Raw genomic sequence first — 23,335 nt, forward strand, 5'->3', positions numbered from 1 at the left:
CGGTCGCGTACCGGGCCGGCGCCGCACCACCGCTCCGCCCCGACACGGAGGTCATCCTTTTGTCCGTCGATAACAGCTCCCGCTCCATGCTCGCGCGCGGTCTCGGCGTCCTCCGCGCCTTCCGGTCCGGCGAGCCGGAACTCCCGCTCTCCGAGATCGCCCGCCGGGCCGACATGCCCAAGGCGACGGCCCACCGCATCATCACCGAGCTCGTCAAGGAGGGCATGCTGGAGCGCGGGGAGAAAGGACTCAGGCTCGGCATGGGCCTGTTCATGCTGGGGGCCCGGGTGCCCCGCCAGCTCATGCTCCGCGACATCGCCTTCCCGCACGCGGAACAACTGCACCGGCTCACCCACGGCAGCGCGTTCGTCTTCATCGCCGACCCCACCGGCGCGGACGCCGCCCTGGTGGACGCCGTACGGCGCACCCACGAACCCGGCCGCGGACTGGGCATGGAGGAGACCCGGGCCTCCGACCGGGCCGCGACGAGGGTGTTCCGTGCTTTCGGCGCCGAGGACGACGCCGTGGCCGGCCGGGGCGCGCGCGTCCGGGAGGTCGAGCCGGCCCGCGTGCGGCATCAGGGCTTCGCGGTCGTCCGCGACGTGCCCGGCGTGGTCGGTGTCGCCGCCCCGGTACTGACGGCATCCGGCGCGGCCGCCGGGGCACTGGCCGTCGCGGGGCCGCAGGCCGGGTTCCACGTGGGCCTGGCGGCCGCGCACCTCAAGGCCGCGTGCGCCGCCGTCTCCCGCGCCCTGCAGCGCAATCCCGAACTGCTGACCGCCTCCTGACGGCGTACGGCATCCGCCGGCCTTCCCGGCTACGGCTTCCCGGCCACGAACAGCGTGGGCAGCAGCCTGCCCGCGAGGTACTCCTCCCGGGCCGCGGTCAGGGTGTCCCGGATGAGGTCCGCCGAGGCTCCCCCGTAGATGTTCGCGACGCTCCCGCGGAAGATGCGCACCACCTTCAGCCGGTCGGCGAGCAGTGCCACGGCCCAGTCGGTCAGGTCCTTCCGCTCCACGTCGCCGAAACCGGCCCGGGCCAGCTGGTCCGTCCGGTCGGTCAGCGACGTGGTGAAGAAGACGCCGCGCGGATGGATCGCGCGGAACGCCTCCGAGGGCTCCTCGCCGTCCGGCGTGAGGCTCACCTCCTCGGTGAACACCAGCAGCCCGCCGGGCCGCAGCAGCCGTGCCGCCTCGCGCAGTACGGCGCCCGGGTCGGGGAAGTGCGGCATCGAGCCCGTGACCAGCACCAGGTCGAGCGAGGCGGTGGGGAGGGGCACGGCAGTGGCCGAGGCGCACAGCTCCGTCATCGTGGTGCGGCCCTGTGCGCGGCTGATCCGGGCGCTGACCTCGCAGTGCTCGGCGACGAGGTCGACACCGTAGGAGCGCCGCACCTCGACGCCCGCGGCGGCGAGCTTGTCCACGGTGTAGCGCAGCGCGCCACCGAAACCGCTGCCCAGCTCGCACAGGTCCACCGCACGGTCGGGGCCCGGGCGGGCGACGACGGCGCCGACCACGGCGTCGCAACCCTGGGGGCCGAAGTGACCCATCTGGTCCAGGCCCAGGAGCCCTTCGGGTCCCTGCTCGCCGGTGAACTCCACGATGGCCCGCTCGGTGTTCTCCCAGTCGTGCAGCGCGGGGAACAGGTCGCGGTGGTAGCGGTACTGGACGCCGGTCTGGTCGGGCGTCGCCTGTGTCCCCTGAGTCCCCTGAGTCCCCTGTGTCTCTTGAGTCTTCTGTGTCTCTTGTGTTTCCCGGGTTCCGGCCGGGGCGCCGGGTTCCGTGCTCATCTCGTCCTCCTCGCGTTGTCGCCGGGCCCGGCCCGGACGGTCGTGGAGCGGGGCGCCGGACGGTCAGGGCCGGGCCGCGGCGGCCGGCGTCCGGAACTCGTCGGGCACCGCCGAGTAGACGGCATCCAGCAGGGCGAGTGCCTCCTCGGCGTCCTCGTCCGTGGCGACCAGCGGCGGCAGCAACCGCAGCACCTCCGGCCGGCCCAGACAGGGCGAGACGACCAGACCCCGGCGGCCGAGCTCCACCAGGACCTCGCCGGCGGCGGCCCGCGTCGCGAACTCGACGCCCCACAGGAGGCCCCGTCCGCGCACCGCGGTGACCAGACCGGCGTAGCGCTCCGCCAGCCGGGTCAGGCCGGAGCCGAAGACCTCCGCCAGGCGTGCGCCGCGCGGGGCGAGTTCCTCCACCACCCGCAGCGCCGCCACACCGGCCGCGGCACCGAGCGGGTGCCCGGAGAACGTGGTCGTGTGCACGAAGGGGTCCGCGGCGAGCGGCGCGTACAGCTCCGGCGTCGCCACCACGGCGGACACCGGCTGCACCCCGCCCCCCAGTGCCTTGCCGAGCAGTACGGCGTCCGGCTCGAGACCGAGGCCGGTGCTGACCAGGCGAGGGCCGCAGCGGCGCAGCCCGGTCTGCACCTCGTCGGCGATGACGAACGCACCGTGGGCGCGGGCCGCGCCGGCCAGGGCCTTCAGGAACGCGGGGTCCAGGGGCCGTACGCCGCCCTCGCCCTGCACGGGCTCGAACAGGACGGCGGCGACCTCCTCGCCCCCGAAGGCGCCGGGTACCGCGGAGACGTCCGCGGGAATGTGGGTCACCCCGCCGAGGAGCGGCTCCAGGGACTCGCGGTAGCGGGCGTTCCAGGTCGCGGCCAGCGCGCCCATGGACTTGCCGTGGTAGGCACCCTCGACCGCGATCACCCGTCGGCGGCCGGTGGCCCGGCGGGCCAGTTTCAGCGCCGCCTCCACCGCGTCGCCGCCGTTCAGCCCCAGCCACACCTTCGTCAGGCGGCCCGGGTCGGCCCAGCCGGCCAGCGCCGCGGCGAGCGCCGCGGTGGCCCGGTTGCCCAGGACCCGGCTGGACACCGGCATCGCGTCCAGCTCGTCACGCACCGCCGTCACCACGGCCGGGTGGCGCTGGCCCAGCAGCGTCACCGCGTAACTGCCGAAGTCGAGCACGGTGCGGCCGTCGGACAGGCGCATCCGCGCGCCCTCGCCCCGCGCCTCGACGGCGCCGGAGCCGTTCATGCCGTAGACGAGGGCCAGTTGCGGCGAGAGGTGCCGCCGGATCGCGGTGAGTGCCTCCCGGGCCGTCCTGTCACCGGTGTTCGCGGTCATGTGCGCAGCCGTCCTCTTCCGTGGTCCGGCGGATCGCGGACCGCGCGACGCGGTGCCCCTCCGGGAGCGCAGCCGGTCGGCGGGGCGGACGGTCCGCAGCTGTCGGGACACGGTTCTAGCCCTCCGCGTGCGTCCCTGAGAAGCGGTGTTCCGGCTGCCGGAACACGCGTTGAACCCGGACAGCGCCCTTGACAGGGTGATCATCCTCGCCGTCCGTATCCGAAAGGTGCACCGACGCATGGAGACCACTTCCCCGGGCGCTGTGGCGTACCCCGAACCGGACGTCCTGGAGAGGCGCCTCGCCGCCTTCCTCGACCTGCGGGGACTGAGCAGGGACGCCGTGCTCAAGGAGGCCGACCAGGGCATGGGGGCGCCGGTCCTCGCGGTGGCCGCCGGGTCGGTGCTCGCGGGCTTCGGCAACGTGCGCAGCGACCTCGATCTCCTGGTGCTCGTCGAGAACGAGAACCTCAAGCGCTTCCCCATCCAGTCCCACGAGCACGGCACGCTGATCGACATCGGCATCCGCCGGGCGAGCACCGTCCGCGACAGCACCGCCGCGCTGACCGCCGAGCCGTGGCCGCGCTTCGAGAGCGTCACCGAGGACGCCTGGAACCACCGGCGCCGTACCCTCAGCACCGTCTCCCGGCTCGCCCTCGGACTGCCCCTCGCGGTCGTCGAGCCCTGGGACGTCTGGCATGCGGGGCTGCGCGGGCCGTGGCTCGAGGAAGTCCTGCGGGAGTGGTGGGTGGTCGAGGCGCACCGGCTCGCACAGGCCGCCCGCTGGCTGCTCGACGCCAAGCCGCTGACAGCCGCGGTCCGGGCCCGCGAGGCGGTCGTCGCCGCGCTGAACGCCCGTGCGGCCGACGGCGGGGAGCTGTACTTCGCCGCCAAGTGGGCGGGCGAGAAGCTGAAGGTGCTCGGCGACCACGAGAACCTGCGGCTGCTCCGCACCGTCCTGACGCCCGCCGATCCCCGCGAGCGGGTGCCGTTCTGCCTCGACGCCGTCGAACGGCTCGTCGGCCCTGCCGGGACGCTGCACACCGTGCTGCGCTGGGCCACCGGCGCCGGGGCCATGGAACTGGACGACCGCACGGTCGTGGACCGCTGGCAGCTGCGGGCCCTGGAAGTACGGCGGCTCGGCCTGCCGGCCGTCGACAGCGACGGCGTCGTCTGGTCGGGGCCGGCCGGCACCTCGCCCCCCGAGGATCTTCTTCCGCTCTTCACGCACAACATGGTGTGGCTCGGTGTCGCCCACCCGGCTCCGGAGGTTCCCGCGTGACACATTCCCCCACGACCGTGACCGGCGATACGGCCACCGGTCCCGCCGACGCGTCCGCCGACCTCCGGCGGCTGCTCACCTTCCGCGGCCACGGCGCCGCCCGTCTCCTCCTGGGCTGCCGGGCCCGCCTGGAGGACGTCGAGGGCGCCGTCGCCGCCGGACAGGGCGAGGTCGCCGTCCTCATGGCGTACGACCTGATCCAGCTGTCGCTGTCGATCCGCGGGCTGCGCACCGAGGGCGAGCTGATGTACGGCCACGACGAGGCCGCCTTCGATCCGTTCGCCGGTCTCCCCGTCGAGGAGGCGGAGGCCGGGACGGCGCTCGCCGCCGAGGGGCTGGACGCGGCCGGTGAACGCGGTGAGGCGTGGCTCCAGCGGCTGCGCGACCACCTCGCGGAGACCGAGGCGCAGCTCGGGTACACCGAACCGCTGCCCGACGTCCGGTCCGGCAGCGGCATGATGAAGGGCTTCAAACTCGCCCGTACCTGGCAGGCTCTGATGGACCGCGTCGGTCTGCCCCCGCTGCTGCCGGACGCCTGGACGCGCCGTGCCGACTGAGTCGGGGCCGGTCCGTGCCCCGGGCCGGCCACCGGCCCTCTCCGTGCGCGGAGCCGGCAAGAGCTACGGCGGCACGATCGCCCTCGACCACGTCGACCTGGAGATCGCCGAGGGCATGATCGTGGGCCTGCTGGGACACAACGGCGCGGGCAAGACCACGCTGATGTCCCTGGTCGCGGGCCTTCTGCGGCCGGACGCCGGGGAGATCGAGGTGCTGGGTCACTCCGTGACGCGGCATCCGCGCCGGGCCCGCCGCGAACTCGGCCTGGCTCCGCAGGAACTGGGCATCTACCCACCCCTGACGGTGCGCCAGAACCTGCGGTTCTTCGCCGAACTGGCCGGTCTGCGCGGCAAGGAGGCCCGGCGGCGCACCGAGGAGGTGGCCGAACCCCTCGCGCTCACCGGGCTGATGGACCGCCCCGCGTCCCGGCTCTCCGGCGGCCAGCAACGCCGTGTGCACACCGCGATGGCACTGATCCACCGGCCGCGGCTGGTGCTCCTCGACGAGCCCACCGCGGGTGTCGACGTGGAGACCCGGGCCCGCCTCGTCGCCCACGTACGGGAGCTGGCCGCGCAGGGCACCGCCGTCTGCTACTCCACGCACTACCTCCCCGAGATCGAGGACCTCGCCGCGGACGTGGCGGTCCTGCACCGGGGGCGCGTCATCGCCCGCGGCTCCGTCGACGAACTGGTCCGGCGGCACGGCGACAGCGCCGTGGAACTGGTCTTCTCCGGCGCGCCTCCCGAACTCGACCTGCCCTGGCCGGTGGCCCGGCAGGGGGAGACGCTCCTCGTCCGGGTGGAACAGCCCCACCTGGTCACGGCCCGGGTGCTGGCCGCCCTGGGCGACGCCGCCGCCCGGCTGTCCGCCCTGCGCGTCGTCCGGCCCAGCCTCGACAACGTCTTCCTGAGGCTCACCGGAGGGCAGCACAGCGGCAACGGGGAAGGCCACGCGAGCACGGACAGGATCGAGGCGGAGCAGCATGCGTGACGGGGCACTGACGCGGATCACCGCCCTCGTCCGGCAGGACGTCCGGCTGCTGCTGCGCGACCCCGCGCCCCTGGTGGTCCGCACGGTCATGCCGCTGCTCATCATGGGCTTCATGCAGCCGCTGTTCCGCGCAGCCCTGCGGGCCGGCGGTGAGACCGCCGACGTCAACGGCGCCGAACAGGGCGTCCCCGGCATGGCGGTGATGTTCCTCTTCTTCCTGGTGAACGTGGTCGGCTTCGCCATGTTCCGCGAGCACGGCTGGAACACCTGGGCCCGGCTGCGCGCGAGCACCGCCCGCCCGGTCGAGCTGCTGGCCGCGCGCATCGTCGTGCCGCTGGCCGCCGCGGTGCTCCAGCTCGCCGTCATCTTCGGGGCCGGGGGAGCGCTGTTCGACCTGCGAGTGACGGGTTCCTACCTCGCCCTGGTGGTGGTGGCGCTGCCGCTGGCGCTCTGCGTGGTCATGGTGGGCATGGCGCTGGTCGCGCTGTGTCGCACGATCTCCCAGCTCAGCGTCATCGCCAACATCCTGGCCCTGGTCTTCGCGGGACTGGGCGGCGCCCTGACCCCCCAGTCGGCGATGCCGGACTGGGCGGGGCCCTTCGCTCCCGCCGTGCCCAGCTACTGGGCGATGCGAGGCTTCAACGAGGTCATCCTGCGCGGCGGCGGAGTCGCGGACGTCCTGCTGCCGGCGGGTGTCCTCTGCGCCTTCACGGCCGGCCTCACCGTCGTCACCCTCGTCTTCTTCCGGGCCGACCACCGCAAACTCTCCTGGTCCTGAGCCGTACGCCGCCGGACCCGGTACGCCGTCAGAGAGGGACACCCATGTCCGCGCTCGTCGTCCTCGACTGTTTCGACACCCTGGTCACGTCCCGGCCGCTGCCGGGCCCGGAACGGTTCACCGTCGTCCTCGCCGACGCGCTCGAGCTGGACACCAGGTCCGCCGGCGCCGTCGTGCACACCGTGTACGGCACCCTGTACGAGGCCATGACGGACCCGGGCGCCTCGCAGCCCGCGACCCTCGACCTGATGGAGGGCGCGCTGCGCGCCCAGGACGCCGTCCGGGAGCGGGCCGCGGTGGAGGGGGCCCTGTGGCGAGCGCTGGGCTGCGCCGACCCCGACGAGTACGTCCTGTGCGCGCCGGTCGCGGAGGCCGCGCGCCGGGCGCACGAGGCGGGTCACACGCTCCGGCTCCTGTCCAACTGCTACCTGCCCGGCAACCTGATGTGGGACCTGCTGCGCCGGGCCGAGGCGCCCGACATCTTCGACCGGGGACTGTTCACCGCCGACGGCGGCCCGAAGAAGCCCGACGCCCGCGCGTTCCGGCGGATCGGTGAGGGCGACTTCGAGCGCCGGGTGATGGTGGGTGACTCGGCCGAACTCGACCTCCTACCCGCCGCGGCCCTCGGCTGGGACACCGTCCGCGTGACGCCCGGCGCTCCCGTGCCGGACGCGTTCTTCACCCTGCTCGATCTGTGACGACGGGCCGTGCAAGGCCCGTGCCGGACCTGTGACGACCGGCGGAGCCGCATCCGCGCGATCTCGCGTTCCGCACAAAGAAACACCCGCTGAACTACGGCGTTCGCGCTGCCTAGAGTCGATCCGTCACGGCGAGCCGGGCACGCGGACCACCGGGCCGGCCGGTCCGTGACGGGCGAAGGGAGAACCATGGGCACGGCTGCCGAGAACACGGCAGGACACCCCGACGACGACGGCGTGCCGCCGCACCGGGCTCTGCTGGACGCCGGCTGGAGCACGGCGTGGACGCCGCCCCGGCTCCGCGAGGGAGTCACCGGCACCGAACGCATCAAGGACCTCGCCGCGGGCGGATACGCCGCGCTGCCGATCCCCGAGGACCTCGGCGGCGCCGGCGCGAACCTGGCCGAGACGGCCGCGGCGCAGCGCACGCTCGGCAGGCTCGACCCCTCCGCCGCGGTCGCCCTGAACATGCACGCCTTCACGGTCGGCCTGATGGTCGACTACTTCCGACGGCACCGCGACACCACGTGGATGCTGCTGGAGGGCATCGCACGCTCCGGCGCCCTCGTGGCGTCCGCGTTCGCCGAGCCCGGCGGCAGCCCCAACTTCATGACCAGCCGCTCCGAGGCCGTCCGGACCGAGAAGGGCTACCGCGTCAGCGGCGTCAAGTACCCCTGCTCGCTGGCCACCACAGCCACCCTGGTCTGCCTGACGGCCCGCGTCACCGGCACCGACGAGACCATCCTCGCCCTGATCCCGAGCAGTTCGCCCGGACTGGACGCCGAGGGGGAATGGCCCTCGCTCGGCATGCGGGAGTCCGACACCGCCCGGCTGGTCCTGCGGGACGTCGAGGTCGACGACCGGCTCGTCTTCCACCGCGGCCCCGCCGACGTCATCGACGAGAACGTCACCTCCGGCATGGCCTGGTTCTCGGTGCTGCTGACCGCCACGTACCACGGTGTCCTCAGCGGCCTGCTGGACACGGCGTACCACGGTGTGAACGTCTCGCGGCGTTTCGGCCCGCGCACCGCCCTGCTCGGCCGCGCCACCCGCGAACTGCTGACCCTCGGCGGCGCCTGCCGTCAGCTCGCCGCGGACATCGACAGCGGCGCCCTGGACGGAGCGGCGGCCATGGCCGCCGCGGTGGGCCTGCGCGCCACCCTCAGCGACACCCGCGACCGGGTGGTGTCCCTCCTCACCCCGGTCGTCGGCAGCCGTCTCTACGGGCGCGGACAGCAGGCGGCCGGGCTCGCGCTCGACTCGCTCGCCGCCCACCACCACCCGCCGTCCCTCCTGGTCTGCGACGAGGTCGTCGGCAGCTTCGGAACGGGGCGTGAGATCACCTTCGACCCGGCCGACTGACGCCCCGCCCCTGCCGCCGGACGCCACGGAACCCACCCCGGGCACCACACAAGGAGACACACCACCATGCCGCATGTCGAGGTCAACCTGCCGATCAAGGCCCCGGCGGCCGAGGCCTGGACGGCCGTCACCCGCCTCGAGGACTACGCCGCCTACATGGAGAACGTCGAGTCGGTCACCGTGATCGGCGAGACCGACACCGGGGCCCGTACCAGTGAGTGGTCCGTCCTGCTCAAGGGCTCGGTCCTGGAGTGGATCGAGGTCGACACGCTCGACCACGACGCGAGGGTCATGTCCTTCGACCAGGTCTCCGGGGACCTCGACGTCTTCAACGGGTACTGGCGCGTCGAGGACACCGGCGGCGGCACATCGGCCGTCACCTTCGTCGTCGACTTCGAGATAGGCATCCCGCTCCTCGCCGACATGCTCAACCCGGTCGCCACCAAGGCACTGCGGGAGAACGCCGAGCACATGCTGCACGCCATCGAGCGGCGGATCACGGCGGTCTCGTGACCGTGCCCGCGAGGATCCTGGTCACCGGTGCCACGGGGGCGGTCGGCAGCGCCGTCATGCGTGCGCTGCGGGCGGCCGGCCACACACCGCACGGTGTCAGCCGCCGCGGCGGCGAGGGGGAGCACCACTCCGCCTGGCACATCGGTACGGAGGAGCCGCCGCGGGAGCTGCGCGGCCCCTGGGACACCGTCGTCCACTGCGCCGCCGACACCCGCTGGAACCTCCCCGACGAGGACGCCGAGGACGCCAACGTCGTGCCGTTGTACGCGGTGCTCTCCCTGGCCGGCCCCGAGGCCCACTTCGTCCACCTGTCCTCGTCCTTCGTCACGGGCCTCGAGGGCGACATCGCCTCGCCCTCGCGCGACGCCTACCGCAACTCCTACGAGTGGTCCAAGGCGCATGCCGAGCGGATCGTCAACGCCGAGCGGGACGGCGCCGACATCGTGCGCTTCCCGATCGTCACGGGGGCCCGGGCGGACGGCGCGCTCGACCGCTACAGCGGCTTCTTCTGGCTGCCCGCCGCGATGTGCAACGGCGCCGTGCCCGCGCTCGTCGCGGAGGAGAAGGGCCTGCTGGACATGGTCAGCACCGACGACGTCGCCGAGCACGTGACCCGGCTGCTCGACTCCGGTCCACCGCAGGGGCACCGGCTGTCGGTGCTCGGCCGGGGCGACGGCGCCCAGCGGGTCGGCGACGCCTTCGACACCGTTCTCGAGGCCCTGAACGACTGGCGTGCCGAGCACGACGTGACCCCGCTGGACCGGCTGCCGTACGTGACGCCCGAGCAGTGGAACCGCTTCTACCTGCCGTTCGCCGAGGAGTACCTGGACCGGGCGCAGTTGCTGAAGGTGACCGCGTTCCGTGCCTACCAGGGCTACCTGTCGGTGACCGACCCCTTCGACGTCACCGTCCGGGTCCCGGACACGCGGGACGTGCTGTACCGGTCGGTCCGGCGCTGGGCCGACACCCACGAGGTCTCCGCCCGCCGGGTACCGCGCCCCTGGGGCGCCTGACCGTCCCCGTTCTCCCGCCTCCCCCTCATCACCCGAGAAGAGATGGCCATGCTGTCGATCGAACGAGACTCCCGCACCGTCGAGGACCTCCCCTACGAGCTCGTCGAGCGCAAGGGCGTCGGTCACCCCGACACCATGTGCGACGCCATGGCGGAGCGCATGTCCCGCTACTACTCCCAGCACTGCCTGAAGGAGTTCGGCGGCGTCGCCCACCACTGGTTCGACAAGGTCACGCTGTACGGCGGCGGCGCCGACGTCGACTTCGGGCGGGGCGAGATCACCGCCCCGTACCGCGTCAAGGTGTTCGGCAAGGGCGCCTACCGCGTCGGCTCCACCGAGATCCCGGTGCACGACATCATGTTCCGTGCCGCCGCCGACGTCCTCTCCGAGGTCACCACCGGTTTCGATCCCGGGCGTCACCTGGTGGTCGAGCTCGGCATCGTCGACCACCAGGGCTCGGGCCGCGGCGTCTCCCGCTACCAGCCGGCCTCCGCGGCCGACCTGGTGCCGCTGCGGGCTTCCGGTCTCGTCTCCAACGACACCAACCTGCTGCACGGCTACGCGCCGCTGTCGCGCCTGGAGACGGTGGTGCTCGGCCTGGAGAACCTCGTCAACGGCGCCGACTTCAAGAAGCGCCACGCCGACACCGGATGGGACGTCAAGGTCTTCGGCAGCCGCCGCCGGAACACGTTCAGCCTCGTCGTCAACATGCCGTTCCTCGCGGCCGACATCGAGACGATGGACCAGTACTGGGCCCGCAAGTCCGTCATCCAGCAGGAGCTGGAGGCGTACGTGGCCTCGCTCGGCATCCAGGACGCGCAGATGCTGATGAACGCCACCGACCGCAACGGCCGCCCGTACCTCACCGCGATCGGCTCCGTCGCCGACACCGGTGACGTCGGTGTCGTCGGCCGCGGCAACCGCGTCAACGGCCTCATCACCCCGATGCGCCCGATGAGCATCGAGGCGCCCGCCGGCAAGAACCCGCTCGACCACACCGGCAAGATCTACAACGTGATGGCCACGCGCCTGGCCCGCGAGGTCCACGAGCGGTTCGGCGGCCCCTCCCAGGTGCACATCTTCACCTCCAAGGAAGCCCCGCTGGAGGCCCCGGACGAGGTCGTCGTCACCTCCCCCGACGCGGACGAGACCGCGCTGAAGGAGCTGGTGGAGAAGACGGTCGCGAGCTCCGGCGACCTGACGGCGGAACTGATCGAGACGGGCATCACCCTGTGGTGACACCCCAAGAGGTACGCGCCCTGTCGGCCGCGGCGCTGGACACCCGGCGCCGCGCCGACAGCGGCCGGCCGCAGGCACCGGCGCCCGAGGGCGGCAGCCACGTCGCCGTCGTGGTCAAGCCCGAGGTCATGGCCGCCCCGCACGCCGCCGGCATGTCGACGGCGGCGGTGGAGGCACTCGGCCGCCAGGGAGTGTCCGTCCTGCGCTGCGCGGTGGTCCCGGCCGCGGACTTCGCCGCCCGTGGCGATCTGCTGCTGCACTATCCCCGCCTGCACCGGGTGGCCGTCGACGGCGTCGCCGCGCTGACCTCCGGTGCCCGTCGCGAACTCGACGCCCTGCGGGAGGGAACGGGCGTCCGCGACGTCCTCCCGGCCTACGTGGCGATGGCTCATGGCGGCCTGTCGCCGCGCGCGCTGGAGGACCGCTGCCGGGAGGCGGGCATCAGCAAGCTCGGCTCCGGCTCGTACGCCTCCGTCACCGAGGTGGGCGGCCGGCCGACGGTGGTCCTCAACGGCTTCCTGCCGGCCCTGGACCAGGGGTACCGCGCTCCGAACGCCCTGGTCGGCCTGCTGGAGTGCCACAGCGAGCGACCCGTGGCGGAGCTGCGCGACGAGGTACTCGGCGAGCTGCACCCGTTCCACGCCGCACCCGGATCGCTGCGGGGTGACCTCGGGGCCCTCGCCCGCGAGCACGGCATCGAGCTCTCGGAGGGGCGCAACGCCGTGCACCTGTCCGCGGGACACCTGGAGGGCATGTTCCAGAACTGGCGGTACTTCACCGCCGGGGACGGCGACGGCCTGGGCGGCACCTCTTTCGGCCGGGCCCTGGGCCGGGCGGGCGTGGATCTGGACGCGGTGGCCGCGCTCGCCACCGACCCGGACGTCACCGACGGCACCGGGCGGACGCTGTCCCCGCACGGAGCCACCGAGAATCTGGACCGCGACGAGGCCGTCCGCCTCGTCGGACGATGGACCACCACGAAGGAGTCGGCAGGATGAGGGGCCGGGCACGAGGACTCGCCGGACGCACCGCGATGGTGACCGGCGGCGCGCAGGGCATCGGAGCCGCGGTCGTCGAGCGCCTGTGCTCCGAGGGCTGCCGGGTCCTGGTCTACGACAGGAGCGTGGAGCACGGCCGGGCCGCGGCCGAGAAGTGGACGGCCGAGGGGTACGAGGTCCGGCTCGCGGTGGGCGACGTCATGGACACCGTGGCCGTCAAGGCCGCCTTCGCGGGCCTCCCGGACGACTGGGACCGGCCGACACTGCTGGTCAACCTGGCTGCCGGGTTCGTCTTCAAGGGGCTGGAGGCGACCGCCGAGGACTGGCACGCCGCGCTCGACCCGACCATCGTCGGACTCTCGCTCGTCACCCGTGAGTTCGTGGCGGGCCTCCCGGAGCGCGACGCCGACGCGGCCGTCGTCAACATGGCCTCGATCTCGGCGCACATCTCACAGAGCGGCTACCTGACGTACAACACGGGGAAGTCCGCCGTACTGGGCTTCACCCGGTGCACGGCCGAGGAACTGGCCCCGCGCGGCATCCGCGTCAACTCGGTCAGCCCGGGCACCGTCTGGAACGCCAACAACGAGCGCTTCCACCGCGAGGCCCTGGGCCTGGACCGGGCGACGGCCGAGGCGGCGCCCGAACACGGCGGGAAGTTCCTGCTGAGGCGGTTCGCCGATCCCGAGGAGATCGCGGCGCCGATCGCGTTCCTGCTCTCCGGCGAGGCGAGCTTCATCACCGGCACCGACCTGCCCGTCGACGGCGGATACCTGGCGGTGTGAGCCGGTGATCGACCTCCACACGCACCACGAGCGGTGCGGGCACGCCACCGGTCCGCTGCGCGACTACGTCACGGCGGCGCTCGACAAGGGCGTCAAGGTGCTCGGCCTGTCCGACCACACACCCATGTTCGCGGAGGAGGCCGACCACGCGCTGCCCCCGGTGGCGATGCCCAAGTCGGAGTTTCCCTCGTACGTCGCCGAGGCCCTGGCGCTGAAGGAGGAGTTCGCCCGCAGCATCGAGATCCTCGTCTCCACCGAGGCGGACTTCTTCCGGGGCCGGATGGACCCCTACTCCAGGGAGCTGGCCGGGTACCCGCTGGACTACGTCATCGGCTCCGTCCACATGTTCGAGGGCCGGGACATCTTCGACACCACCCGCTGGGAGACCGTCGAGGACGGCGAGGACGGACTGGCCGCGGTCAAGGGACGGTACTTCCGTGCGGTGGCGGAGTGCGCCCGCTCGGGGCTCTTCCAGGTGATGGGGCACGTGGACGCCCTCAAGGGCAACCACCCGGAACTGGGGACCGTCCCCGCGCCGGCCGCGGCCGACGAGATGCTCCGGGCGATCCGCGACGCCGGTGCCGTGATGGAGGTCAACACCTCGGGCGGTACCAAGATGCACGGCGGCTGGTACCCGGAGCACGACCTCCTGGAGCGCGCCCACCACTTCGGCGTGCCCCTCACCTTCGCCTCCGACGCGCACGTCCCGGAGCGCGTCTGCGACCAGTACCCGGACGTGGTGCGCGTGCTGCACGACATCGGCTTTCGCACCTGGACGGTGTTCCGCCGGGGCGTGCCCCGCACGGTCCCCCTGGCCTGACGCCGGTCGGCAGAGAAGTCCCGAAGGCGCCGCCACGGCCCCTCTTGCCCCGCGTTTACACGGGTCGGAAGGGGTGTGGCGGCGTCTTTTCCGAGGACCTTCAGATGTCCCGGAAGATCTCGATCTGCGCCCCGATCGAGTTCAGCCGCTCCGCCAGGTCCTCGTACCCGCGGTTGATGACGTACACGTTGCGCAGGACCGACGTGCCCTCCGCCGCCATCATGGCCAGGAGGACGACCACCGCCGGGCGCAGCGCCGGCGGGCACATCATCTCGGCGGCGCGCCAGCGGGTCGGGCCCTCGACCAGGACGCGGTGCGGGTCGAGGAGCTGGAGGCGTCCGCCGAGGCGGTTGAGGTCGGTCAGGTAGATGGCGCGGTTGTCGTAGACCCAGTCGTGGATGAGGGTCTTGCCCTGGGCCACCGCCGCGATCGCCGCGAAGAACGGGACGTTGTCGATGTTCAGTCCCGGGAACGGCATCGGGTGGATCTTGTCGATCGGCGCCTCCAGCTTGGAGGGGCGGACGGTGAGGTCCACCAGGCGCGTACGGCCGTTGTCGGCGAAGTACTCCGGCGTGCGGTCGTGGTCGAGGCCCATCTCCTCCAGGACCGCGAGCTCGATCTCCAGGAACTCGATGGGGACCCGGCGGACCGTCAGCTCCGACTCCGTCACCACGGCCGCGGCCACCAGGCTCATCGCCTCGACCGGGTCCTCGGAGGGGGAGTAGTCCACGTCGACGTCGATGGTGGGCACGCCGTGCACGGTGAGTGTGGTGGTGCCGATGCCGTCGACCTTGACGCCCAGCGCCTCCAGGAAGAAGCACAGGTCCTGGACCATGTAGTTGGAGGACGCGTTGCGGATGACGGTGGTGCCGTCGTGCCGGGCGGCGGCGAGCAGCGCGTTCTCGGTGACGGTGTCCCCGCGCTCGGTCAGCACGATCGGGCGGTCGGGGGCGACGGAGCGGTCGACCACCGCGTGGTACTGGCCCTCCGTCGCGGCGATGTCCAGGCCGAACCGGCGCAGCGCGATCATGTGCGGCTCGACGGTGCGCGTCCCGAGGTCGCAGCCGCCGGCGTACGGCAGCATGAAGCGGTCCAGGCGGTGCAGCAGCGGGCCGAGGAACATGATGATGGAGCGGGTGCGGCGGGCGGCGTCCGCGTCGATGGACGCGAGGTCCAGCTCGGCCGGCGGCACGATCTCCAGGTCGACGCCGTCGTTGATCCAGCGGGTGCGTACGCCGATGGAGTTCAGCACCTCCAGGAGGCGGTAGACCTCCTCGATGCGGGCGACGCGGCGCAGCACGGTGCGCCCCTTGTTGAGCAGCGAGGCGCACAGCAGTGCCACGCACGCGTTCTTGCTCGTCTTGACGTCGATGGCGCCGGAGAGCCGGCGGCCGCCCACCACGCGCAGATGCATCGGGCCGGCGTAGCCCAGCGAGACGATCTCGCTGTCCAGGGCCTCGCCGATCCGGGCGATCATCTCAAGGCTGATGTTCTGGTTGCCGCGCTCGATCCGATTGACGGCGCTCTGGCTGGTGTTGAGCGCCTCGGCGAGCTGGGCCTGTGTCCACCCGCGGTGCTGACGGGCGTCACGGATGAGCTTGCCGATGCGTACGAGGTAGTCGTCTGACATGAGGATGAGGTTATCTCAGATATGAGATGGCACCTCTTGGGGGGTCCATTCGAGTGATGGTCGGGTGATGTGACGTCAGTATCCCCTGGTGCGGCGGGTCTGGCGGGTCCGGCGCCATCCGAAAGGTCCGGGCAAATCCATCGATGTCGTACGACGTCCCGTGCTGCTCCGGGTGTGGCGAGGGCCGTTCTTGCCGCCGGTGGTGATGGACCACGACCGCTTGTTGATGTTCAGCCGTACCCCCGGAAGGATCCGAAAGCTCTTGCGAAACGTGAGCGGCATTCCTGTGTCCCTTCCCGTCCCGAACTGACTCCGTTTCAGTCGGTTACCCCGTCCGGGCGCAAAGATGGCGCCGGACCGCGGCGCGGCGGAGGGTGGGGGTGGCGCACCGGGCCGGGTGAACCGGGCCCGGGCATGACCATTCGGCCCTCGTGTACTAGAGTTATCTCGACATCGAGATATCTGCCGAGGCGCACCGCAGCCGCCACCCTGGTAAGGGCTACCTAACTTAGCCTTACCTTAGCGGATAGGCCAGGGCGGCGTGGCGGCAGGATGCGGTGGTACGCGCACATCAATGAAGGAGACTGTCGTGTCGGCGAACAGCTTCGACGCCCGCAGCACGCTGCAGGTGGGCGACGAGTCGTACGAGATCTTCCGGCTGGACAAGGTCGAGGGCTCCGCGCGCCTTCCCTACAGCCTGAAGGTGCTGCTGGAGAACCTGCTCCGCACCGAGGACGGCGCGAACATCACCGCCGACCACATCCGCGCCCTGGGCGGCTGGGACTCCCAGGCCCAGCCGTCGCAGGAGATCCAGTTCACGCCGGCCCGCGTGATCATGCAGGACTTCACCGGCGTGCCCTGCGTCGTGGACCTCGCCACCATGCGTGAGGCCGTCAAGGAGCTGGGCGGCGACCCGAACAAGATCAACCCGCTCTCCCCGGCCGAGATGGTCATCGACCACTCCGTCATCGCCGACAAGTTCGGCACCAACGACGCCTTCAAGCAGAACGTCGACCTGGAGTACGGCCGCAACCGCGAGCGCTACCAGTTCCTGCGCTGGGGCCAGACCGCCTTCGACGACTTCAAGGTCGTCCCGCCCGGCACCGGCATCGTCCACCAGGTGAACATCGAGCACCTGGCCCGTGTCGTCATGGTCCGTGACGGCAAGGCCTACCCCGACACCCTGGTCGGCACCGACTCGCACACCACCATGGTCAACGGCCTCGGCGTCCTCGGTTGGGGCGTCGGCGGCATCGAGGCCGAGGCCGCCATGCTCGGCCAGCCGGTCTCCATGCTGATCCCGCGCGTCGTCGGCTTCAAGCTCACCGGCGAGCTCAAGCCCGGCACCACCGCCACCGACCTCGTGCTCACCATCACCGAGATGCTGCGCAAGCACGGCGTCGTCGGCAAGTTCGTCGAGTTCTACGGCGAGGGTGTGGCGGCCACGAGCCTCGCCAACCGCGCCACCATCGGCAACATGTCGCCGGAGTTCGGCTCCACCGCCGCGATCTTCCCGATCGACGACGAGACCCTGAACTACATGCGCCTGACCGGCCGCAGCGACCAGCAGGTCGCCCTGGTCGAGGCGTACGCCAAGGAGCAGGGCCTCTGGCTGGACCCGAAGGCCGAGCCGGACTTCTCCGAGAAGCTGGAGCTCGACCTCTCCACGGTCGTGCCCTCCATCGCCGGCCCGAAGCGCCCGCAGGACCGCATCGTCCTCGCCGACGCCAAGGCCCAGTTCGCCCAGGACGTGCGCAACTACGTCAAGGACGGCGGCGACGTCGACGAGGCGAGCAAGGAGTCCTTCCCGGCCTCCGACGCCCCGGCCATCTCCAACGGCGCCCCCTCCCACCCGGTCGAGGTCACCGCCGCCGACGGCACGACCTACACCCTCGACCACGGCGCCGTGACGGTCGCCGCCATCACCTCCTGCACCAACACCTCCAACCCGTACGTCATGGTCGCCGCCGCCCTGGTGGCCAAGAAGGCGGTGGAGAAGGGCCTGACCCGCAAGCCGTGGGTCAAGACCACCCTCGCCCCGGGCTCCAAGGTCGTCACCGACTACTTCGAGAAGGCGGGCCTGACCCCGTACCTCGACAAGGTCGGCTTCAACCTCGTCGGCTACGGCTGCACCACCTGCATCGGCAACTCCGGCCCGCTGCCGGAGGAGGTCTCCAAGGCGGTCAACGAGCACGACCTCGCGGTCACCTCGGTGCTCTCCGGCAACCGCAACTTCGAGGGCCGGATCAACCCCGACGTCAAGATGAACTACCTGGCGTCCCCGCCGCTGGTCGTCGCCTACGCGATCGCCGGTTCCATGAAGGTGGACATCACCCGCGAGGCCCTCGGGTACGACCAGGACAACAACCCGGTCTTCCTGAAGGACATCTGGCCCTCCGAGGCCGAGGTCAACGACGTCGTCGCCAACGCGATCGGCGAGGACATGTTCTCCAAGTCCTACGCCGACGTCTTCGCCGGTGACGCCCAGTGGCAGGCGCTGCCCATCCCGACCGGCGACACCTTCGAGTGGGACGGCGAGTCCACCTACGTGCGCAAGCCCCCGTACTTCGAGGGCATGGGCATGGAGCCGGCCCCGGTCGAGGACATCGCCGGCGCCCGCGTGCTCGCCAAGCTGGGCGACTCGGTCACCACCGACCACATCTCCCCGGCCGGCGCCATCAAGGCCGACACCCCGGCCGGCAAGTACCTCACGGAGCACGGCATCGAGCGCCGCGACTTCAACAGCTACGGCTCGCGCCGCGGCAACCACGAGGTCATGATCCGCGGCACGTTCGCCAACATCCGCCTGCGCAACCAGATCGCGCCGGGCACCGAGGGCGGCTACACCCGCGACTTCACCCAGGCGGACGGCCCTGTGTCGTTCATCTACGACGCCTCCCGCAACTACATCGAGCAGGGCATCCCGCTGGTCGTCCTGGCCGGCAAGGAGTACGGCTCCGGCTCGTCCCGCGACTGGGCCGCCAAGGGCACCGCGCTGCTCGGCGTCAAGGCCGTCATCGCCGAGTCGTACGAGCGCATCCACCGCTCGAACCTCATCGGCATGGGCGTCCTGCCGCTCCAGTTCCCGGAGGGCCACACCGCCGAGTCCCTCGGCCTGACCGGCGAGGAGACCTTCTCCGTCTCCGGCGTCACCGAGCTGAACGACGGCACCACCCCGCGCACGGTGAAGGTCACCACCGACACGGGCGTCGAGTTCGACGCGGTCGTCCGCATCGACACCCCCGGTGAGGCCGACTACTACCGCAACGGCGGCATCCTGCAGTACGTGCTGCGCAGCCTGATCCGCAAGTAAGCGGTCCGGCAGGGCAGTTGAGGGCCGTATCCCCGGCGTCGGGGATACGGCCCTCGCCGTTGCCGCCGTTGTACGCTGAAGCCTCACCGGATGACGGGGGTGGCGGTGGGCCGCACGGAACGCATGCGTCTTGTCCTGACCGGCGGTCAGGACAGCGACCAGGAAGAACTCGACCAGCTCGCACTCCAGTTGCGCGAGCGGCTGCTCGAACTGGACGTCGACTACGTCGAACCTGTCCGCTCCGGGGACGTCCCCGACGGAGCGAAGCCCGTGGACGCGTTCGCCGTCGGCGCGCTCGCCGTGACCCTGGCCCCCATCGCGCTCCGCTCGGTGCTCGACCTGGTGCGGACCTGGATCGAGAACCGCCCGGTGCGCACGGTCAGCGTCACCCTGGGCGAGGACAGCCTGGAACTGGAGGCCGTCTCCTCCGCCGACCAACGGCGGATCGTCGACGACTTCCTGGCCGCGCACGGTCCCGAGGCGGAACCGGCGGCCGACGGCCAGGGTGAGTGAGGGGCGTACGACCGTGTCCGCGGGACGCTACGCCCTCCTCGTCGCGACGGGCCGCTACGACAACGAGGCGCTGCGGCGGCTGCGGTCGCCCGCCGGGGACGCCCAGGCGCTGGCGGAGGTGCTCGAGGACCCGGAGACCGGCGACTTCGAGGTGAGCATGGTCGTCGACGGCAGCCATCGGGAAGTGACCCGGGCCATCGAGCACTTCTTCCTCGACCGCCGCCGGGACGACCTGCTTCTGCTGCACATCTCCTGCCACGGCCTCAAGAGCGACAGCGGCGAACTGCACTTCGCCGCCGGGGACACCGACCGGCGGCTGCTCGCCTCCACGTCCGTCCCCGCCCTGTTCGTGCACCAGCGGATGCGCGCCTGCCGGGCCCGGTCGATCGTCCTGCTCCTGGACTGCTGCTACAGCGGCGCCTTCCTGGCCGGCGGCAAGGGCGACACCACGGTCCATGTCGGCGACGAACTGGCGGGACACGGCCGCGCGGTGCTCACCGCGACCAACCGCACCGAGTACGCCTGGGAGGACGGGCGGCTCACCGAACTGGACCCGGAGCCGGAGTCCTCCCGGTTCACCAGGGCCGTGATCAGGGGACTCGGCACCGGCGAGGCGGACCGTGACGGGGACGGTCTGATCGGCGTGCACGAACTGTACGACTACGTGTTCGACGAACTGCAGAAGTCCCCGGTGTCGCAACACCCCTTGATGTGGGCCGAGTTGGAGCGCAGGGTCGTGGTGGCGCGGGCGGCGCGGCCGGTGCTGCCGACGCCGCCCGATCGGGTGAAGCCGCCGCGGCCCGGGCCCCCCGCGAGCCCGGTGTCACCGTTGCTCGTCCTCACCGGGGCGCTGTCCCACCTGACGTGCATGGAGGACGCGCGGAGTCGCCACCAGTTCGCGACCGTGCTGGGGGAGCGGCTGTCCCGCCGGGTCGATCTGCGGGGTGTCCGGCAGCGCGAGGACGTGGTCGCGATCGTACGGGCGGCGCTGAACCGGGACGGCGGAGAGGGCACCCTGCTGTCGACGGTCGCCCTCTTCGAGGGGCAGGCCGCGGCCGACGATCTGCGGGCGCGGCTGGAGCCGGCCGACACCTCGTGGCCGGAGCCGTTCCTGCTGCTGGAACTTGTCGATGCGCTCTGTGAGCTGTCGTGCATGGAGGACCCGCAGGGCCGCCTCCTGTTCGCGACGCTGCTCGGTGACCATATCGGCCGCCCGGTCGATCTCAGGGGCGTCCGGCTCCGGGAGGACGTGGTGGGCATCGTGCGGGCCGCGCTCAACGTCCCCGGTGGAAAAGGCGTGTTGGCGCAGGTGGTCCGGCTCTGCGAAGGAGTGCCGGCCGGTGACCACGTCGAGCGGCTGATCGGCGCCCCGGACTGACCCACCGGTACGACTCCCCGGTGCGGCAACCGTTTACAAGCGCGCTGCCCCGCGCTACCGTCCCCTCACGGACGAGGTGGGAGCGCTCCCACACTCAGGCGGACCGGAACCCGCCGTCGGGACACTCCCACCTCGCCCCTCCACGCACCCCTGCATGATCCGTCAACCCCACAGTCGCGGACAGGTGTGTCATGATCACAACTAGACCGGGGAGCGAGGCGGCTCCCCGATCAGCGCTCCCCACCCGCACCCGAGCCCTCTTCCTCGTCCTGGTCTCCCTGCTCGCCACCATCCCGGCCGTCGGCCTGGTCGTGACGGCGGGCGGTGAGGCGGAAGCCCACGGCACGCCGATGAAACCCGGCAGCCGCACCTTCCTGTGCTGGCAGGACGCGTTGACCGACACCGGCGAGATCAAGCCGGTCAACCCGGCCTGCAGGGCCGCCGCCCAGGTCAGCGGCACCACCCCCTTCTACAACTGGTTCTCCGTCCTGCGCTCCGACGGTGCCGGCCGCACCCGCGGCTTCGTGCCCGACGGGGAGCTGTGCAGCGGCGGGAACACCAACTTCACCGGTTTCAACACGCCCAGCGCCGATTGGCCGCTCACCCACCTCACCTCGGGCGCGACCGTCGACTTCTCCTACAACGCCTGGGCCGCGCACCCCGGTTGGTTCCACGTCTACGTCACCAAGGACGGCTTCGACCCGACCCGGGCCCTCAGCTGGGCCGACATGGAGGAGGAGCCCTTCCTCTCCGTCGACCACCCGCCGCTCCACGGGTCCCCGGGCAGCGTCGAGGCCGACTACCGCTGGAGCGGACAGCTCCCGGAGGGCAAGTCCGGCCGGCACGTCATCTACATGGTCTGGCAGCGCTCGGACAGCGCGGAGACCTTCTACTCCTGCTCGGACGTCGTCTTCGACGGCGGCGACGGCGAGGTGACCGGTGTCAAGGACCCCGGCGACCCGACCGAACCCGACCCCGTTCCGGGGGAGTGCACCGCCACCCGCAGCACCACGGGCAGTTGGAGCGGCGGCTACCAGTCCGAGGTGACCGTCACCAACAGCGGCGACGTGCCGATGCTGGGCTGGATGGTCGACTGGACCCTCCCGTCCGGCCAGAGCGTCGACAGCCTGTGGAGCGGCAACGCCACCTACGACGGCCAGGACGTGATGGTCCACAACGCCGGCTACAACGGCTCCCTCGATCCGGGGGAGAGCGCCACGTTCGGCTATGTGGTCTCCGGCCCGGGCGGTGACAGTACGACGACCCTGCCCTGCCGGGTCGGCTGAACCGCCCCGTGGGCGGCCCCGATGGCGCGTCCGGTCGTCATCGGTGCCGCCCGCGCACCCCGTCAGTCACCCAGCAGCGAAGCGAGCCACTCCAGTTGGCGCCGTACATGCACCGCGTCCCCGCCCTCGTGCCCGTTGAAGGGATAGGCGTGGAGCACCTTGGCCGGATCGCCGGCCGTGCGTTCCGCGTACCGGTTGAACGCCGCGTACGCCCCGCTCGGCGGACAGACCGTGTCGCGCAGCCCGACCCCGAAGTGGACCGGGGCGTGCGCACGCCGGGCGAAGGACACGCCCTCGACGTAGGAGAGGGTGCGGTAGGCGGCCTCCTGGGCGCCCCGGTGGACCGAGAGGTAGGCGGTGATCTCGCCGTACGGGGGCACGTCGGTGAGGTCCAGGGCGCGGTGGATGCCGCACAGCAGCGGGGCGGTGACCAGGAGCGCCGCCAGATCCGGTACGAGGCCCGCCACGGCCAGCGCGAGTCCGCCCCCCTGGCTGTTGCCCACGGCCGCGACGCGGCCGGCGTCCACTCCGGGCAGCGCGCGTACGGCGGCCACCGCGCGCACCGCGTCGGTGATCAGCCGGCGGTAGTGGTAGTCCCTCGGGTCGAGCAGACCGCGGACCGCCGGACCGGGGCCGCCCGGCGCCAGGGCGTGCGGGTCGGGGGTGTCGCCGCCGCAGCCGTACTGGTCGCCCTGGCCCCGGTTGTCCATCAGCAGATGCGCGTACCCGGCGTTCACCCAGGTCAGCCGCTCGTGCGGCAGGCCGCGTCCGCGTCCGTAACCCGCGAACTCCACCACCGCCGGAAGGGGTTCGGCCACGTTCGCGGGGAGGCTGAACCAGGCGCGCACCGGATCGCCGGCGAAGCCGCGGAACGTCACGTCCCAGGTCTCGGTGAGCCGCAGCCCGTTCTCCACCGGCCGTACCGAGACCAGCGGATCCCCCGCGGCCGACGCCTCCTTCAGCGTGCGCTCCCAGAACGCGTCGAAGTCGGCCGGCTCCTCGATGTCCGGGCGGTGGCGCTCCAGTTCAGCCGGAGGCAGGTCGAACGCGGGCAC

Annotated in this window: 22 protein-coding genes; 17 read left to right on the forward strand and 5 right to left on the reverse strand. The window is 71.9% G+C overall.

The features are described 5' to 3' along the window. Positions 1-59 precede the first annotated feature (59 nt). Positions 60-788 (forward strand): helix-turn-helix domain-containing protein, encoded by a 729-nt coding sequence (locus tag AMK33_RS01745; RefSeq protein WP_235617945.1) that lies wholly within the window; start codon positions 60-62, stop codon positions 786-788. A 29-nt stretch (positions 789-817) separates the two neighbouring features. Here AMK33_RS01745 and AMK33_RS01750 read toward each other — a convergent pair whose 3' ends face one another. Then, entirely contained in the window at positions 818-1,789 is a 972-nt protein-coding gene (locus AMK33_RS01750; RefSeq protein ID WP_079194710.1) for a class I SAM-dependent methyltransferase, read from the reverse strand. Positions 1,790-1,852: 63 nt separating this feature from the next. Further along, the gene (locus AMK33_RS01755) at positions 1,853-3,127 is read right to left on the reverse strand and encodes an aspartate aminotransferase family protein (protein WP_073930865.1); all 1,275 of its coding nucleotides are present in this window, start codon (positions 3,125-3,127) and stop codon (positions 1,853-1,855) included. 238 nt (positions 3,128-3,365) lie between these two features. Here AMK33_RS01755 and AMK33_RS01760 point away from each other — a divergent pair, with 238 nt between their 5' ends. The 12 genes from AMK33_RS01760 (at position 3,366) to AMK33_RS01815 (ending at position 14,160) form a co-directional block, all read left to right on the forward strand. Then, positions 3,366-4,406 (forward strand): hypothetical protein, encoded by a 1,041-nt coding sequence (locus AMK33_RS01760; protein WP_073931480.1) that lies wholly within the window; start codon positions 3,366-3,368, stop codon positions 4,404-4,406. After that, positions 4,403-4,963: a hypothetical protein gene (locus AMK33_RS01765; protein ID WP_235617946.1), complete on the forward strand. Its 561-nt coding sequence runs from the start codon at positions 4,403-4,405 to the stop codon at positions 4,961-4,963. The genes AMK33_RS01760 and AMK33_RS01765 overlap by 4 nt, the downstream gene beginning before the upstream one ends. Continuing rightward, positions 4,953-5,954: an ABC transporter ATP-binding protein gene (locus tag AMK33_RS01770; RefSeq protein ID WP_073930867.1), complete on the forward strand. Its 1,002-nt coding sequence runs from the start codon at positions 4,953-4,955 to the stop codon at positions 5,952-5,954. The genes AMK33_RS01765 and AMK33_RS01770 overlap by 11 nt, the downstream gene beginning before the upstream one ends. Next, the gene (locus AMK33_RS01775; RefSeq protein ID WP_073930868.1) at positions 5,947-6,732 is read left to right on the forward strand and encodes an ABC transporter permease; all 786 of its coding nucleotides are present in this window, start codon (positions 5,947-5,949) and stop codon (positions 6,730-6,732) included. The genes AMK33_RS01770 and AMK33_RS01775 overlap by 8 nt, the downstream gene beginning before the upstream one ends. Before the next feature lie 44 nt (positions 6,733-6,776). Beyond that, positions 6,777-7,430 (forward strand): HAD family hydrolase, encoded by a 654-nt coding sequence (locus AMK33_RS01780; RefSeq protein ID WP_073930869.1) that lies wholly within the window; start codon positions 6,777-6,779, stop codon positions 7,428-7,430. A 189-nt stretch (positions 7,431-7,619) separates the two neighbouring features. Further along, on the forward strand, positions 7,620-8,792 hold the full coding sequence (locus tag AMK33_RS01785) for an acyl-CoA dehydrogenase family protein (RefSeq protein WP_073930870.1): 1,173 nt from the start codon (positions 7,620-7,622) through the stop codon (positions 8,790-8,792). Positions 8,793-8,858: 66 nt separating this feature from the next. Then, positions 8,859-9,305: a type II toxin-antitoxin system RatA family toxin gene (locus tag AMK33_RS01790; protein ID WP_073930871.1), complete on the forward strand. Its 447-nt coding sequence runs from the start codon at positions 8,859-8,861 to the stop codon at positions 9,303-9,305. After that, a complete protein-coding gene (locus AMK33_RS01795; RefSeq protein WP_073930872.1) occupies positions 9,302-10,318 on the forward strand; it encodes an NAD-dependent epimerase/dehydratase family protein in 1,017 nt (338 codons plus the stop codon). Before AMK33_RS01790 ends, AMK33_RS01795 begins: the two co-directional genes overlap by 4 nt. A 48-nt stretch (positions 10,319-10,366) precedes the next feature. After that, positions 10,367-11,557, forward strand: a complete 1,191-nt coding sequence (locus AMK33_RS01800) for a methionine adenosyltransferase (RefSeq protein ID WP_201262942.1) — start codon at positions 10,367-10,369, stop codon at positions 11,555-11,557. Next, the gene (locus AMK33_RS01805; protein ID WP_143203796.1) at positions 11,554-12,555 is read left to right on the forward strand and encodes a hypothetical protein; all 1,002 of its coding nucleotides are present in this window, start codon (positions 11,554-11,556) and stop codon (positions 12,553-12,555) included. Before AMK33_RS01800 ends, AMK33_RS01805 begins: the two co-directional genes overlap by 4 nt. Further along, positions 12,552-13,340, forward strand: coding sequence for an SDR family NAD(P)-dependent oxidoreductase (locus AMK33_RS01810; RefSeq protein WP_073930875.1), 789 nt, complete (start codon positions 12,552-12,554; stop codon positions 13,338-13,340). Before AMK33_RS01805 ends, AMK33_RS01810 begins: the two co-directional genes overlap by 4 nt. A gap of 4 nt (positions 13,341-13,344) precedes the next feature. Next, the gene (locus tag AMK33_RS01815; protein ID WP_073930876.1) at positions 13,345-14,160 is read left to right on the forward strand and encodes a histidinol-phosphatase; all 816 of its coding nucleotides are present in this window, start codon (positions 13,345-13,347) and stop codon (positions 14,158-14,160) included. 100 nt (positions 14,161-14,260) lie between these two features. On the opposite strand, the gene AMK33_RS01820 is transcribed toward AMK33_RS01815, so the two are convergent. Both AMK33_RS01820 and AMK33_RS01825 read right to left on the reverse strand, forming a co-directional pair. Beyond that, on the reverse strand, positions 14,261-15,790 hold the full coding sequence (locus AMK33_RS01820) for a UDP-N-acetylglucosamine 1-carboxyvinyltransferase (RefSeq protein WP_073930877.1): 1,530 nt from the start codon (positions 15,788-15,790) through the stop codon (positions 14,261-14,263). 75 nt (positions 15,791-15,865) lie between these two features. Continuing rightward, positions 15,866-16,072, reverse strand: a complete 207-nt coding sequence (locus tag AMK33_RS01825) for a DUF4236 domain-containing protein (protein WP_073930878.1) — start codon at positions 16,070-16,072, stop codon at positions 15,866-15,868. A gap of 307 nt (positions 16,073-16,379) precedes the next feature. On the opposite strand from AMK33_RS01825, the gene acnA reads away from it, so the two are divergent. From acnA to AMK33_RS01845, 4 genes are all read left to right on the forward strand, one after another. Continuing rightward, entirely contained in the window at positions 16,380-19,103 is a 2,724-nt protein-coding gene (gene acnA / locus AMK33_RS01830) for an aconitate hydratase AcnA (RefSeq protein ID WP_073930879.1), read from the forward strand. A 123-nt stretch (positions 19,104-19,226) separates the two neighbouring features. Continuing rightward, complete coding sequence (locus AMK33_RS01835) at positions 19,227-19,616, forward strand: hypothetical protein (protein WP_073931481.1); 390 nt, start codon at positions 19,227-19,229, stop codon at positions 19,614-19,616. 13 nt (positions 19,617-19,629) lie between these two features. Then, the gene (locus AMK33_RS01840; RefSeq protein ID WP_073930880.1) at positions 19,630-20,994 is read left to right on the forward strand and encodes a caspase, EACC1-associated type; all 1,365 of its coding nucleotides are present in this window, start codon (positions 19,630-19,632) and stop codon (positions 20,992-20,994) included. Positions 20,995-21,185: 191 nt separating this feature from the next. Then, positions 21,186-22,280: a lytic polysaccharide monooxygenase auxiliary activity family 9 protein gene (locus AMK33_RS01845; RefSeq protein WP_073930881.1), complete on the forward strand. Its 1,095-nt coding sequence runs from the start codon at positions 21,186-21,188 to the stop codon at positions 22,278-22,280. Between the two features lie 62 nt (positions 22,281-22,342). On the opposite strand, the gene AMK33_RS01850 is transcribed toward AMK33_RS01845, so the two are convergent. Further along, positions 22,343-23,335 (reverse strand): acetylxylan esterase, encoded by a 993-nt coding sequence (locus tag AMK33_RS01850; RefSeq protein WP_073930882.1) that lies wholly within the window; start codon positions 23,333-23,335, stop codon positions 22,343-22,345.

Source organism: Streptomyces sp. CB02400 (genome assembly GCF_001905725.1).
Lineage (GTDB): Bacteria > Actinomycetota > Actinomycetes > Streptomycetales > Streptomycetaceae > Streptomyces > Streptomyces atrovirens.

What these genes read in the sequence shown, in the direction of transcription:
- AMK33_RS01750 (WP_079194710.1), bottom strand. Translation starts at nt 1,789, where the DNA reads ATGAGCACGGAACCCGGCGCCCCGGCCGGAACCCGGGAAACACAAGAG.
- AMK33_RS01755 (WP_073930865.1), bottom strand. Translation starts at nt 3,127, where the DNA reads ATGACCGCGAACACCGGTGACAGGACGGCCCGGGAGGCACTCACCGCG.
- AMK33_RS01760 (WP_073931480.1), top strand. Translation starts at nt 3,366, where the DNA reads ATGGAGACCACTTCCCCGGGCGCTGTGGCGTACCCCGAACCGGACGTC.
- AMK33_RS01775 (WP_073930868.1), top strand. Translation starts at nt 5,947, where the DNA reads ATGCGTGACGGGGCACTGACGCGGATCACCGCCCTCGTCCGGCAGGAC.
- AMK33_RS01780 (WP_073930869.1), top strand. Translation starts at nt 6,777, where the DNA reads ATGTCCGCGCTCGTCGTCCTCGACTGTTTCGACACCCTGGTCACGTCC.
- AMK33_RS01785 (WP_073930870.1), top strand. Translation starts at nt 7,620, where the DNA reads ATGGGCACGGCTGCCGAGAACACGGCAGGACACCCCGACGACGACGGC.
- AMK33_RS01790 (WP_073930871.1), top strand. Translation starts at nt 8,859, where the DNA reads ATGCCGCATGTCGAGGTCAACCTGCCGATCAAGGCCCCGGCGGCCGAG.
- AMK33_RS01800 (WP_201262942.1), top strand. Translation starts at nt 10,367, where the DNA reads ATGCTGTCGATCGAACGAGACTCCCGCACCGTCGAGGACCTCCCCTAC.
- AMK33_RS01810 (WP_073930875.1), top strand. Translation starts at nt 12,552, where the DNA reads ATGAGGGGCCGGGCACGAGGACTCGCCGGACGCACCGCGATGGTGACC.
- AMK33_RS01820 (WP_073930877.1), bottom strand. Translation starts at nt 15,790, where the DNA reads ATGTCAGACGACTACCTCGTACGCATCGGCAAGCTCATCCGTGACGCC.
- AMK33_RS01825 (WP_073930878.1), bottom strand. Translation starts at nt 16,072, where the DNA reads ATGCCGCTCACGTTTCGCAAGAGCTTTCGGATCCTTCCGGGGGTACGG.
- AMK33_RS01835 (WP_073931481.1), top strand. Translation starts at nt 19,227, where the DNA reads ATGCGTCTTGTCCTGACCGGCGGTCAGGACAGCGACCAGGAAGAACTC.
- AMK33_RS01845 (WP_073930881.1), top strand. Translation starts at nt 21,186, where the DNA reads ATGATCACAACTAGACCGGGGAGCGAGGCGGCTCCCCGATCAGCGCTC.